Here is a 13,014-nt window from a genome sequence, read left to right on the forward strand (position 1 = left end):
CCGCCCCGTACGGCGCCCCGGCCACCGCGTACGGCGCGCGGCTCCCGTCCCTCGCGTACGGCGCGCGGCCGGCCCGGCGGCGCCCGCTCCCGCTCGCCCGCCTCGTGCGGCGCGGTGCTCAGCCGGTACGGCGGCCCGCGCGCCACAGGACGCAGGCGACCGCCAGGAGGAGCGCGCCGGCGCCGCCCGCGACGGGGGCGACGAGCCCCGCGGAGCCGTCGGCTACGGCCACCGGCCGGGGCCCCGACCCGAAGTAACGGCCCGCGTAGCCGGCGCTCGCCGCCTTGAGGTCGGCCGGGCGCAGCTTCGCGCCCGCCTCGATCGCGGCGGCCGGGTCGACCGTCCCGTACCCCTTGTCGTCGTCGCGGCCGCCGGCGGGCCGGTCGCGGGCGGTGTCGGAGAGCAGCTTGCGGATCTGGGAGGGCGTGAGGTCCGGGTGGGCCGCGCGGACGAGCGCGGCGGCGCCGGAGACGAACGCGGAGGCGGCGCTGGTGCCCCAGCCCTCGTAGTACTTGCGGTCGGGGTCGGCGATGACGACGTCGACGCCCGGCGCGCTGACCGTGGCGTACCAGCGGCTGGTGGAGAAGGAGGCGTGGGTGCCGAAGCGGTCCACGGCGGTCACGGCGATCACGCCGGGGTAGGCGGCCGGGTAGGAGACCCGGTCGCCCTTCTCGCCGCCGTTGCCGGCGGAGGCGACCACGACGGAGCCCTTGGCGAGGGCGTACTGGACGGCGGCGTCCTCGGCGGGCTCGGGGTGCGCGGACTCGCTGTCGTCGCCGAGCGAGAGGTTGATCACGTCGGCGCCCTGGTCGGCGGCCCAGCGGATGCCCTGGGCGAGGGCGTTGCCCCGGGTGTGGCGGGCGCGGGCGCGGGCCTTGTCGCTGCCCTCCAGGATGACCCGGACGGGCAGGATCCTCGCCTCGGGCGCGACGCCGAGGACGCCGTCGCCGTTGCCCGGGCCGTGCCCGTGGCCGGCGATGATGCCGGCCATGGCGGTGCCGTGACGGGCCCAGGAGCGGTCGCCGCGCCGGGCTCCGAAGCCGACGAGGTCCTTGCCGGGCAGGACGTTGCCCGCGAGGTCCGGGTGGCTGTCGTCGACGCCGGTGTCGAGGACCGCGACGGTGACGCCCGCGCCCTTGGTGGTGCGCCACGCCTGCTCGGCGTTGAGCGCCTCGTTGCCCCACTGCCGGGCCCGGATGGCGTCCGCGCGGGCGGGGGCGGCGGGGAGGACGGCGAAGGCCGTGGCGGTGAGGGCGGCCAGCAGGAGACGGACGCGGCGGGCGCCGGGGGTGTGCTTCACCGCTCCCCCTTCGTCGCGGGGCCTTCGGTCGCCCGGGTGACCGCGGAGCGCAGTTGCTGCTCCACGCGGTCGGCGACGCCGCGCGACTCGTGGCCGAGTCCGGCCTGCGCGGCGGTGGTCGACTGGCCCTTGGCCATGGCCTGGGGGGCGGGTTGGGGCTGGGTCACGGCGCGGCCGTCGGCGAAGCCGGAGACGGCGAAGACGACCGCGGGGACCTCGGTGAGGACGCTGACGTGCCAGCTGGCGCGCTGGGCGTTGCCGAAGCCCGCGGCGACGGTGCCGGGGGCGGCGAGGGCGGGCGGTATCAACTCGGGGTTCCGGTCGAGACCGCCGGTGGTGAAGCGGCCGTGCAGGGCGGTCATGCCCGCGGCGTCGGTCCGCATGAAGGCCAGTCCGACGGTGGTGACGTGGGTCGAGGTGGCGTCCGTGTACGTGGCGCGCAGGACCCGCAGGCAGCCGGCCGGGCGCAGGGCGGCGGCGAGCCGCGGCTGGAGGACGGTGGCGCAGGGCGCGTCGGGGGCGACGGCCACGCGGGTCCAGGTGCGGTCGGCGCCGCCGGGCCCCGCGCCGGCGCCCCTGAGGCTGCGCGGGAAGAGCGTGTCGACCGGGGTGCTGTGCCAGAGGGTGGCGGTCTCGGTGTAGGCGGTGCGCTCGGTGGTGGTGCCGGGGTCGCGCAGGACCCAGGCGCCGACCCCGGCGCCGCCGACCAGCCCGAGCCCGAGCACCAGGCAGGCGATGGCCACGGCGGTCCGCGCCGGGCGCGGGGCGGGGACGGGGCGCAGCCGCGTGGTGGTCTCGTTGGGCGCCTCGGGCGGCGGCCAGTGCGGCGGCGCGGAGGGGTGCGCCGGCGCGGTGGGGGACGCCGCCCCGGAGGGGGAGGCCGGCCCGGTGCGGGGCGGTGCGGCGTGGGCCCGTGCGGTGTGCGGCGGTCGCGCGGGGTGCGGTGGCGCGGGGTCCGGGTACGGCCGCGGGGCGGTGGCGGGCGGGGCCGGCGCAGCGGGTGCGGCCGGCGTCCGGCCGGGGGCGGGCTGCCGGGGGACACCGGGCGGGGTCGTCACGGCGCCGGCGCCGGTGTGGGTGCCCGGGCGCGCGTCCGTGGTCGCTCCGGGGGCGCGGACGGGCCGTGGGGGCGTGGTGCGCGGGTCCGGCCCGGTCCCCACGGCGTCCGCGGACGCCGTGGGGGCCGCCGGCCGACGGGTGGGGGCGGCGGGCTGCCGGGGCGCAGCGGGCGGCACGGGGCGGCCGGAGGGGCCCGCCGGTGTGCCGGACGAGCTTGCCTGCGTGCCGGCGGGCTCCGTCGGCGTACCGGCCGTTGGTGCCGGGTGGGTGCCGGGGCGGGGGGTGGGGGTGCCGGGGCGCGGGTCGCGCGCGGCGGGGGGCCGCGGGGAGGAGGAGGGTACGGGGCGGAGGCGGGTGGTGGTCTCCGTGTCCGTCCCGGGATCCGTTGCGGGGCGGCGCGGGGCCGGTGTGCCGGGCGGCTCCGGGCGCCGTGCCTCGGTGCTCATCCGCCCCCCTCGTCGTCGTACCCGGACGCCTCCGGGCAGGCCCGTTCGTCGGCGTGCAGGCGTCAGCGTGCAGGCGTCACTCTAAGGGCTGGCCGGACGGTCGCGGGAACGAGGCCGCAGGTCGGGGCGGATCTGACCGGAACGTCCCCTCGATCACCCCTACCCCCCGGTAGCCCCGTCTGGCACGCTCGGGCCATGACTCCCCGTGCCGCCGACCGCGCCCGGTACGACCGGGCCACCGCCCATCTCGACGCCCCGCTCGCCGTGGTGGACCTCGACGCCTTCGACGCCAACGCCGACGGCCTCGTGGCCCGTGCCGCCGGCAAGCCGGTGCGCGTCGCGAGCAAGTCGCTGCGCTGCCGGGCACTCCTCGAACGGGTGCTGGCGCGGCCGGGGTTCACGGGGGTGATGGCGTTCACCCTGGAGGAGTCGCTGTGGCTGGCGCGGTCCGGGTTCCGCGACGTGCTGCTGGCCTACCCGTCGGTGGACCGCGCCGGCTTCGCGGAGCTGGCCCGGGACGCCGAACTGGCCGCCGCCGTCACCGTGATGGTGGACGACCCGGCGCAGCTGGACCTCGTCGACGCCGCACGCGGGGACGGGCGGGAGGAGGTGCGCGTCTGTCTGGAGCTGGACACGTCGCTGCGCCTGCTCGGCGGGCGGGTGCGGATCGGCGCGTTGCGGTCGCCGCTGCGCGAGCCCGCCCAACTCGCCGAGCTGGCCCGCTCGGTGGCCCGGCGGCCGGGGTTCCGGCTCGTGGGGCTGATGGCGTACGAGGGGCACGTGGCCGGGGTCGGTGACGCGGTCGCCGGGCGGCCGCTGCGGTCGCGGGCGGTGCGGCTGATGCAGTCGGTGGCGCGGCGCGAGCTGGCCGCGCGCCGGGCGGCCGTGGTGGCGGCCGTGCGGGGGGTGGCCCCGGAGCTGGAGTTCGTGAACGGCGGCGGCACGGGCAGCGTGCAGTACACGGTCGCGGAGGACGCGGTCACGGAGGTCGCCGCCGGCTCAGGGCTGTACGTGCCGCGGCTGTTCGACGACTTCTCCTCCTTCGCCGGCCGGCCCGCCGCGCTCTTCGCGCAGCCGGTGGTGCGCCGGCCGGGCGTGGGCGTCGTGACGGTGCTGGGCGGCGGCTACCCGGCGTCGGGCGCCCCGGGCCGCGACCGGCTGCCGGTGCCGTACCTGCCGGAGGGGCTGCGCTACGACGCGCGGGAGGGGCCCGGCGAGGTGCAGACGCCGCTGGTCGGGCCGCCCGCCGACGACCTGCTGATCGGCGACAAGGTGTGGTTCCGGCACGCGAAGGCGGGCGAGTTGTGCGAGCGGTTCGACCGGCTCCACCTGGTCGAGGGGGACCGGGTGACGGCGGTCGTGCCGACGTACCGCGGCGAGGGACGGACGTTCCTCTAGCCACCCCGCGAGCCCGAGCGCCCGCTTCCCCGGCGCCCGCTCCCCCGGCTCCGCCCTCCCGCCGTGCGTCCTGCTGCCGTACGTCCCCCGCACCGCACGTCCGACGGCACCGCCTACCGGGTGCCGCCCGGTGCGAGGCTGCTGCCCACGCCGCCTCCCGTGGCGCTGCCGATGGGGCGGATGCCCCGCGCGATGCGGTCCATCAGGGCGAGCGGCGGCCCGTCCGGCCCGGCGTCGAAGGCGAACCGCACGGCGACGGGCTGCTCGACGCCGCTGGGCGACGGGAAGACCAGCGACTGGACGTGGCCGCCCGGCCCCTTGCCGGTGGTGACCCGCCAGCGGACGAGGTAGCCCGTGCGCCCGGCGACGACGGCCTGGCGCGCGGCGACCACGGTGTGGCCGGTGACGCCGCCGTAGTGCTGGTTGCCGAGCCCGTCTTCGCCGTACATCTGCTCGGCGGCGTCCACGACGTCCTGCTCGGCCATGGCGCGGTGGGTCGTCGCGGTGGAGGTCAGCGTGCGGGACAGGACCCGGCCGGGCTTGCACAGGCGCGTGGAGTTCGGGCACTGCGCGTCGCCGATCGTGACCATCGTCGGCGCCTGGTCGATGCCGATCTCCGCCTTCGACCAGCCCTGCGGGATGGGGAGGTCGATGCCGTTGAGCTGGTCGCGGAGGACCGTGGCGTCCTCCTCGGTGGCGGACGGGGCGGCCGGCGTGGACGGGGTGGGCGGGGTGGGCGTCGCCGCGCCCGGGGAGCCGGTCGCCGCGGCGGGCCCGGAGGCGGCGGCCGGCGGCCGCGCGCCGGGCGTCACGGCGTCGTCCGGCCGCAGGACGATCACGGCGGTGACCGCGACCGCGGCGACCACGGCCGCCGCCACCGCGATCCGCACCCCGCGCCCGCCGGACGCCGGCCGCGCGGGTACGGCGGCCACCGCCGGGGGCGCGCCCCCGCCCGCGGGGCGGGTGTGCGCGCTCCACGCGGTCCCGTCCCACCAGCGCTCCACGGCGGGGACGGACGGATCCGGGTACCAGCCCGGCGGTGTCGTCATGCTCATGCGGTCAGGGTAGCCAGCGCTCAGAGCGGGGTGACGTACGCTCCCGCGATCCCGCCGTCGACCAGGAAGTCGGTGGCGTTGACGAACGACGCGTCGTCGCTGGCCAGGAAGGCGACCGCGGCGGCGATCTCCTCGGCCTCGGCGAACCGGCCGACCGGCACGTGCACGAGGCGGCGCGCGGCCCGCTCCGGGTCCTTGGCGAACAGCTCGCGCAGCAGCGGTGTGTTGACGGGGCCGGGACACAGGGCGTTGACGCGGATGCCCTCGCGGGCGAACTGCACGCCCAGCTCCCGGGACATGGCGAGGACGCCGCCCTTGGAGGCGGTGTACGAGATCTGCGAGGTCGCGGCGCCCATGCGGGCCACGAAGGAGGCCGTGTTGATGATGGAGCCCCGGCCCTGGCGGCGCATGTAGGGGATGGCGGCCTTGCAGCACAGGTAGACGGAGGTGAGGTTGACCTCCTGGACCCGCTTCCACGCATCCAGGCCGGTCTCCAGGATCGAGTCGTCGTCGGGCGGCGAGATGCCGGCGTTGTTGAAGGCGACGTCGACGCCGCCGTAGGTGTCGTCCGCGGCCCGGAAGAGCGCCTCGACCTGCTCGGGGTCGGTGACGTCCACGCGGACGAAGAGGCCGCCGACCCCGTCCGCCGCGGCCTTGCCCGCCCTCTCGTCGATGTCGCCGCACACCACGTGCGCCCCCTCGGACGCGAGGCGGCGGGCGGTGGCGAGGCCGATGCCGCTGCCGGCGCCGGTGACGACGGCGGTACGGCCGACGAGGCGGCGGCAGACGGCGGTGTCCGTGCTCTCGGTCATGGGGTCAGCCTTCCGTGCTGATGAAGACGTTCTTGGTCTCGGTGAAGGAGGTGAGGGCGTCGGGCCCCAGTTCGCGGCCGATGCCGGACTGCTTGAAGCCGCCGAAGGGGGTCCAGTAGCGGACGCTGGAGTGGGAGTTGACGGAGAGGTTGCCGGCCTGGACCGCGCGGGAGACGCGCAGGGCGCGGCCGACGTCACGGGTCCACAGGGAGCCGGAGAGGCCGTGGTCGGTGGCGTTGGCGAGGCGTACGGCGTCGGCCTCGTCGTCGAAGGGCAGGACGACGGCGACGGGGCCGAAGACCTCCTCCGTGGCGACCGGCGCGTCGGGGTCGACGCCGGTCAGGACCGTCGGCGGGTACCAGAAGCCGGGGCCGCGGGGCGCGCTGCCGCGGAGCGCCTCGGCGCCCTCGGGGACGTAGGAGCGCACGCGGTCGAGCTGGGCGCGGGAGATGAGGGGCCCCATCTGGGTGCGCCCGTCGGCCGGGTCTCCCACGACGACGTCCTCGACGGCGGGGGCGAGGAGTTCCAGGAAGCGGTCGTGGACGGTGCGCTGGACGAGGATGCGGGTGCGGGCGCAGCAGTCCTGGCCGGCGTTGTCGAGGAAGGACATGGGCGCGGCGAGGGCGGCGGCCTCCAGGTCGGCGTCGGCGAAGACGACGTTGGGGCTCTTGCCGCCCAGTTCGAGGGTGACGCGCGCGAGGCGGTCGGCGCAGGTGGCCATGACGCCCTTGCCGACGCGGGCCGATCCGGTGAAGACGATCTTGGCGACGCCGGGGTGTCCGACGAGGGCGGCGCCCGCCACGGGGCCCTCGCCGGGGATCACCTGCAGGAGGTGCTCGGGCAGGCCGGCCTCCAGGGCGAGTTCGGCCAGGCGCAGGGCGGTGAGCGGGGTGGCCTCCGCGGGCTTGAGGAGGACGGCGTTGCCGGCGGCGAGGGCGGGGGCCGCGCCCCAGGCGGCGATCGGCATCGGGAAGTTCCAGGGCACGATGACGCCGACCACGCCGAGCGGTTCGAGGAAGGTGACGTCGACGCCGCCCGCCACCGGGATCTGGCGGCCGGTCAGGCGCTCGACGCCACCAGCGGCGTAGTCGAGGAGGTCGCGGACGTTGCCCGCCTCCCAGCGGGCGTTGCCGAGGGTGTGGCCCGCCTCGCGGACCTCCAGCAGGGCCAGCTCCTCGACGTGGTCGTCGACGACGGCGGCGAAGCGGCGCAGCAGCCGGGCGCGGTCGCCGGGGGCGGCGGCGGCCCAGACCCGCTGGGCGCGTGCGGCGCGGGCGACGGCGGCGTCGACGCCCGCGGCACTGGTGGCCGCGACGGTGGCGACGTGTTCCTCGGTGGCGGGGTTCAGGACGTGCAGCTCGGTGGCGGGGTCCGGGGCGGGGCTCTCGGTGGCGGGGTCCGGGGCGGGGCGGGCGGTGGTCAACGCGGCCTCACAGGCGTTCGAAGGAGCGGCGCAGCTCCCAGTCGGTCACGGCGGCGTCGTAGGCGGCCAGTTCGACGCGGGCCATGTTGAGGTAGTGGGCGACGACGTCCTCCCCGAAGGCGGCCCGGGCCAGGGCGCTGCCCTCCCACAGCTCGGCGGCCTCGCGCAGGGTCGTGGGGACGTGGTCGTGGTCGCCGGCGTAGGCGTTGCCGGTGCACGGGTCGGGGAGTTCGAGCCGCTGCTCGATGCCGTGGATGCCGGCGGCGACGAGCGCGGCCACGGCGAGGTAGGGGTTGACGTCGCCGCCGGGGAGGCGGTTCTCGAAGCGGAGGGAGGGGCCGTGCCCGACGACGCGCAGGGCGCAGGTGCGGTTGTCGTGGCCCCAGGCGACGGCGGTGGGGGCGAAGGAGCCGGGTTGGAACCGCTTGTAGGAGTTGATGTTGGGGGCGTGGAGGAGGGAGAACTCGCGGAGCGCGGCGAGTTGCCCGGCCAGGAAGTGGCGCATCACGGGTGACAGGGAGTCGGGGCTGCCCGGTGGGCCCTCGCCGGCGAAGGGGTTGCGGCCGTCGGCGTCCTGGAGGGAGAGGTGGATGTGGCAGGAGTTGCCCTCGCGGTCGTTGTACTTCGCCATGAAGGTGAGGGAGACGCCCTCCTGGGCCGCGATCTCCTTGGCGCCGGTCTTGTAGACGGCGTGGTGGTCGCAGGTGGTGAGCGCCTCGTCGTAGCGGAAGGCGATCTCGTGCTGTCCGGGGTTGCACTCCCCCTTGGCGGACTCGACGGTCATGCCGGCCCCGGCCATCCCCGTGCGGATGCGGCGCAGGAGGGGTTCGACCCGGCCGGTGCCCAGGATCGAGTAGTCGACGTTGTACTGGTTGACCGGGGTGAGGCCGCGGTAGCCGGCGTCCCAGGCCTGTTCATAGGTGTCCTTGAAGACGATGAACTCCAGCTCCGTGCCGACGTGGGCGGTGTAGCCGAGGGCGGCGAGCCGTTCCAGCTGGCGGCGGAGGATCCCGCGGGGCGCGACGCCGACCGGGGAGCCGTCGCGCAGGGCGAGGTCGGCGAGGAGCAGCGCGGTGCCGGGGTGCCAGGGGACGCGGCGGAGGGTGGCCGGGTCGGGGCGCAGGGCGAAGTCCCCGTACCCGGTGGACCAGGAGGAGGCGGCGTAGCCGTCGACGGTGTTCATCTCGGGGTCGACGGCCAGCAGGTAGTCGCAGCCCTCGGCGCCGTGCTCCAGCACCTCGTCGAGGAAGAAGGGGGCGGCGAACCGCTTGCCCTGGAGCCGGCCCTGCATGTCGGGGAAGGCCAGGACGACGGTGTCGATCTCGCCGTCCGCGACGAGCGCGCGGAGGTCGTCGACGGAGAGCGGGGGTGTGCGGTCTGCCACGGGGTGGGTCCTCCTTGGGTCAGCCGGGAGCCATAAGGTATTGCCGTGGACCTTTGATTGGGAAGGGGGCGGACACATGGCGACGGAGCAGGCGCCCGATCGGCTCACGCCGGTGCTGAGGCCGGTGCGCGCGGGCAGCGGGTTCGAGGAGGCGCTGGAGCAGCTCCTCCAGGTGGTGCGGCTCGGCCTGGTGCCCGCCGGGGAACGGCTGCCCGCCGAGCGGGAGCTCGCGGAGCGGATGGGGATCAGCCGGGTCACCCTGCGCGAGGCGCTGCGGGTGCTCCAGGAGCAGGGCCTGGTGGAGAGCCGGCGCGGCCGGTACGGCGGCACGTTCGTCCTGCGCCGGGAGGTCCGGCCGGGCGGGGAGGAGCTGCGGCGGCGCACGGCGGCGGTCGACCTCGCGGACGTCCTGCTCTTCCGTGAGGTGCTGGAGACCGGGGCGGCCGGGCTGTGCGCCGCGCGCGGACTGGCCGGCGCGGACGCCGCCCGGCTGCGCGCGGCGCTGCGGGCCACGCACGACGCGCCGCTGGAGGACTACCGCCGCCGGGACACGCTGCTGCACCTGACGCTCGCCGGGCTGTCCGGCTCGCCGACGCTGGCGGAGCGGTACGCGGCCGTCCGGGCGACGGTCAACGACCTGCTCGACTGCATACCGCTGCTCGTGCGGAACCTGGAGCACGCCCAGCACCAGCACGACGCGCTGGTGGAGGCGGTCCTGGAGGGCGACGCCGACGGGGCGCGGGAGGTCGCCCGGGAGCACTGCGCGGGGACGGCGGCGCTGCTGCGCGGCTTCCTGGCGTGACGGCGGAGTCCCGCCGGGGGGCTTGCGCCGATCCCCGACCACCGCAAAGGTATGGGGCCATCCCATTGGGCTGGACCGAGGCGGGGAGCTGACGCTGCCATGACCCTGGACGAGAAACCCGACACCGCGCCGCCCGGCGCCCCACCGGCCGACGACTACCTCCGGCGCCGCGCCCTGCGACGCGGCAGCGCGGGCTGGCTGCTGCTCACGGGGCTCGGCGTCGGCTACGTCGTCTCCGGGGACTACTCCGGTTGGAACATCGGCCTCGCGAAGGGCGGCTTCGGCGGGCTCGCGGTGGCCACGCTCCTCATGGGCACGATGTACGCCTGCCTGGTCCTCGCCCTGGCCGAGCTCTCCGCCGTCCTGCCCGCCGCCGGCGGCGGCTACGGCTTCGCCCGGCGCGCGCTCGGCACGTGGGGCGGCTTCCTCACCGGCACGGCGATCCTCATCGAGTACGTCCTCGCCCCCGCCGCGATCTCGATCTTCATCGGGGACTACGTCGAGTCGCTGGGCCTGTTCGGCCTGGAGTCCGGGTGGCCCGTCCACCTGGCGTGCTTCGCCGTCTTCGTCGGCATCCACCTGTGGGGGGTGGGCGAGGCACTGCGCTTCAGCCTCGTCGTGACGGCCGTCGCGGTCGCCGCGCTGCTGGTCTTCGCGGTCGGCGCGTTCACGGAGTTCCGGGCGGACTCGCTGGACGACATCCCGGTGGACCCCGGGGCGTTCGGCGCGAGCAGCTGGCTGCCGTACGGGCTGCTCGGCATCTGGGCGGCGTTCCCGTTCGGCATGTGGTTCTTCCTGGGCGTGGAGGGCGTGCCGCTCGCCGCCGAGGAGGCGAAGGACCCGGTCCGGTCGATGCCGCGGGCGATGGCGCTGTCGATGGGCGTGCTGGTGCTGCTGGCCGCGGTGACCCTCCTCGCGGCGACCGGGGCACGGGGCGCGGCGGCCGTCCAGCACGCCGGCAACCCCCTCGTGGTGGCCCTGGAGGGGGACGGCGGACCGACGGCGCTCAGCCGGTTCGTCAACTACGCGGGGCTGGCCGGGCTCGTGGCGTCGTTCTTCTCGCTCATCTACGCCGGGTCCCGGCAGCTGTTCGCACTCTCCCGGGCCGGGTACCTGCCCCGGTTCCTGTCGCTCACCAGCCGCCGCAAGGCACCGTGGCTCGGGCTGCTCGTCCCGGGGGCGATCGGCTTCGCGCTGGCGGCCGGCACGGGCGACGGGGCGCGGATGCTGAACATCGCGGTGTTCGGCGCCACCATCTCGTACGCCCTGATGGCGCTCTCCCACATCGTGCTGCGCCGCCGCGAGCCGCTGCTGGAGCGCCCGTACCGCACGCCGGGCGGCGTGGTGACGTCGTCGGTCGCCCTCGTGCTCGCCCTCTGCGCGCTGGTGGCGACCTTCCTGGTGGACGCGGACGCCGCGCTCATGGCGCTCGGGGTGTACGTCGTCGCCCTCGCGTACTTCGCCCTCTACAGTCGGCACCGTCTCGTCGCGAGCGCGCCGGAGGAGGAGTTCGCGGCACTGGCGGCGGCGGAGGCAGAACTGGACCGCGGTTGACGGGTGCCCGGGACGGCGCCGGGTGACGGCGGTGGCGGGAGTGGAAGGAGCGGTACGCGTGACCAGGCCCCTCATCGGAGTGACGACCTACCTCGACGCCGCGCGCTGGGGCGTGTGGGAGATGCCCGCGGCGCTGCTCCCGGCCGCGTACCCGCGGCTGGTGCAGGCGGCGGGCGGGATCGCCGCCATGCTCCCGCCGGACGCGCCGGACGCCGCAGCGGCGGCGGTCTCCCGGGTCGACGCGCTCGTCGTCGCGGGCGGCCCGGACGTGGACCCCGCGCGGTACGGCGCCCCGCGCGACCCGAGGACCGGCCCGCCCGCGCCGGAGCGGGACGCCTGGGAGCTGGCGCTGCTCGACGCCGCACTGGCGGCGGGCACCCCGGTCCTGGGCGTCTGCCGCGGCATGCAACTGCTGAACGTCGCCCTCGGCGGGACGCTGGTGCAGCACCTGGACGGGCACGTGCGGGAGGCGGGCCGGTTCGCCCGGCACACCGTCAAGCCGGTGCCGGGCACCCGCTACGGCACGCTGGTGCCGGAGGCCGTCGAGGTGCCGACGTACCACCACCAGGCCGTCGACCGCCTCGGCGCCGGGCTCGTCGCGTCCGCGTACGCCGAGGACGGCACGGTCGAGGCGGTGGAGTCGTACGGGACCGGCGCCTGGGTCGTCGGCGTGCAGTGGCACCCGGAGGCGGGACACGACTCGCGCGTCATGCGGGGGCTGGTCCACGCCGCCCGCGCCGCCTGAGCGGTACGCCCCCGCCGGTCCACGGCCACCTGGTCGCCGACGGCGGGCCGGGGCGTCGCCGGGTGCGGCCGGGTGCCGCCGGAGCGCTGCCGGGTGCCGCCGGGGCGTCGCCCGTGCCACCCGGGCGTCAGCGGGCCCGGGACAGGGACAGCAGGTCGCGCGCGGGGCCGGTCGGGCGCGGGCCGCGGGGCCAGACGGCCCGCAGGGCGCGGCGCAGGTCGACGCCCTCCACCGGGACCTCCGCCAGCCGGCGGGAGGCCAGCTCCTCGGTCACCGCGAGCTCACTGAGGACGGCGGGTCCCGCACCGCTCACGGCCGCGGACTTCACCGCGGTCGTCGACGCGAGCTCCATCAGCGGCGCGGCGAGGCCGCCGTGCGCCGCCAGGGCCGAGTCCAGCACCTGGCGGGTGCCCGAGCCGTACTCGCGCAGGACCAGCGGGGTCGCCGCGAGCTCGGCGGGGGTGACCGCGGCCCGGCGGCGGGCCCACCGGTGGGACGGGGCCGCGACGACGACGAGCCGGTCGTGGGCGACGACCACGCCGTTCAGCCCGTCGGGCACGGCGAGGCCCTCCACGTACCCGAGGTCGGCCTCGCCCGCCAGCAGGAGCGCGGCGACCGCCGCGGAGTTCCCGGCGCGCAGCGACACGGCCGTGTCGGGCAGGTCCGCGTGCAGGGCGATCAGCCAGCCGGGGAGCAGGTACTCGGCGATGGTCATGGACGCGGCGACGCGCAGCCGCGAGTCACGCCGGTCGCGCAGCGCCTGGGCGCCCGCGTCGAACGCCTCCGCCGCCTCGACCACCCGCCGCGCCCAGTCCGTCACGAGGGCGCCCGCGTCGGTGAGGCGCGAGCCCCGGGGCGAGCGGTCGACGAGGGCGACGCCCAGCTGCTTCTCCATGGAGCGGATCCGACTGCTCGCCGCCGGCTGCGTGATGCCGACCTCGCGGGCCGCCCGGCCCAGGCTGCCGTGCCGGGCCACGGCGATGAGCAGTTCCAGGGCTCCGAGGTCGGGCACGCGGTGGGAGAGACTCATAAGACC

11 protein-coding genes are annotated in these 13,014 nt (G+C 76.9%); 4 read left to right on the plus strand and 7 right to left on the minus strand.

Features of this window, described 5'->3' with window-relative positions:
• Positions 1 to 118: 118 nt before the first annotated feature.
• Positions 119 to 1,300 carry a type VII secretion-associated serine protease mycosin gene (gene mycP / locus ACF053_RS24000; protein WP_391955835.1) on the minus strand — a complete coding sequence of 394 codons (1,182 nt, stop codon included), beginning with the start codon at positions 1,298 to 1,300 and terminating at the stop codon, positions 119 to 121.
• A complete protein-coding gene (locus tag ACF053_RS24005) occupies positions 1,297 to 2,043 on the minus strand; it encodes a hypothetical protein (protein ID WP_391955836.1) in 747 nt (248 codons plus the stop codon). Before ACF053_RS24005 ends, mycP begins: the two co-directional genes overlap by 4 nt.
• Positions 2,044 to 3,000: 957 nt before the next feature.
• Here ACF053_RS24005 and ACF053_RS24010 point away from each other — a divergent pair.
• A complete protein-coding gene (locus tag ACF053_RS24010) occupies positions 3,001 to 4,203 on the plus strand; it encodes an alanine racemase (protein ID WP_391955837.1) in 1,203 nt (400 codons plus the stop codon).
• Positions 4,204 to 4,316: 113 nt separating this feature from the next.
• Here ACF053_RS24010 and ACF053_RS24015 read toward each other — a convergent pair whose 3' ends face one another.
• The 4 genes from ACF053_RS24015 to ACF053_RS24030 form a co-directional block, all read right to left on the minus strand.
• A complete protein-coding gene (locus ACF053_RS24015; RefSeq protein ID WP_391955838.1) occupies positions 4,317 to 5,258 on the minus strand; it encodes a DUF2510 domain-containing protein in 942 nt (313 codons plus the stop codon).
• A gap of 20 nt (positions 5,259 to 5,278) precedes the next feature.
• Positions 5,279 to 6,070, minus strand: a complete 792-nt coding sequence (locus ACF053_RS24020; protein ID WP_391955839.1) for a 3-oxoacyl-ACP reductase — start codon at positions 6,068 to 6,070, stop codon at positions 5,279 to 5,281.
• Positions 6,071 to 6,074: 4 nt separating this feature from the next.
• Positions 6,075 to 7,427, minus strand: coding sequence for an aldehyde dehydrogenase family protein (locus tag ACF053_RS24025; RefSeq protein WP_391955979.1), 1,353 nt, complete (start codon positions 7,425 to 7,427; stop codon positions 6,075 to 6,077).
• A 73-nt stretch (positions 7,428 to 7,500) separates the two neighbouring features.
• Positions 7,501 to 8,877, minus strand: coding sequence for a glutamine synthetase family protein (locus ACF053_RS24030; RefSeq protein ID WP_391955840.1), 1,377 nt, complete (start codon positions 8,875 to 8,877; stop codon positions 7,501 to 7,503).
• A 76-nt stretch (positions 8,878 to 8,953) separates the two neighbouring features.
• Between ACF053_RS24030 and ACF053_RS24035 the strand changes: the two genes are divergently transcribed.
• The 3 genes from ACF053_RS24035 to ACF053_RS24045 all read left to right on the plus strand — a co-directional run bounded on the left by ACF053_RS24035 (position 8,954) and on the right by ACF053_RS24045 (position 11,978).
• Positions 8,954 to 9,679, plus strand: coding sequence for a FadR/GntR family transcriptional regulator (locus ACF053_RS24035; protein WP_391955841.1), 726 nt, complete (start codon positions 8,954 to 8,956; stop codon positions 9,677 to 9,679).
• Between the two features lie 99 nt (positions 9,680 to 9,778).
• On the plus strand, positions 9,779 to 11,233 hold the full coding sequence (eat, locus tag ACF053_RS24040; RefSeq protein ID WP_391955842.1) for an ethanolamine permease: 1,455 nt from the start codon (positions 9,779 to 9,781) through the stop codon (positions 11,231 to 11,233).
• Between the two features lie 58 nt (positions 11,234 to 11,291).
• Entirely contained in the window at positions 11,292 to 11,978 is a 687-nt protein-coding gene (locus ACF053_RS24045; protein WP_391955843.1) for a gamma-glutamyl-gamma-aminobutyrate hydrolase family protein, read from the plus strand.
• A gap of 127 nt (positions 11,979 to 12,105) precedes the next feature.
• Here ACF053_RS24045 and ACF053_RS24050 read toward each other — a convergent pair whose 3' ends face one another.
• Positions 12,106 to 13,008 (minus strand): LysR family transcriptional regulator, encoded by a 903-nt coding sequence (locus tag ACF053_RS24050; protein WP_391955844.1) that lies wholly within the window; start codon positions 13,006 to 13,008, stop codon positions 12,106 to 12,108.
• Positions 13,009 to 13,014: the final 6 nt, after the last annotated feature.

The organism is Streptomyces kanasensis (assembly GCF_043077165.1).
In the GTDB taxonomy this organism is placed as follows: domain Bacteria; phylum Actinomycetota; class Actinomycetes; order Streptomycetales; family Streptomycetaceae; genus Streptomyces; species Streptomyces changanensis.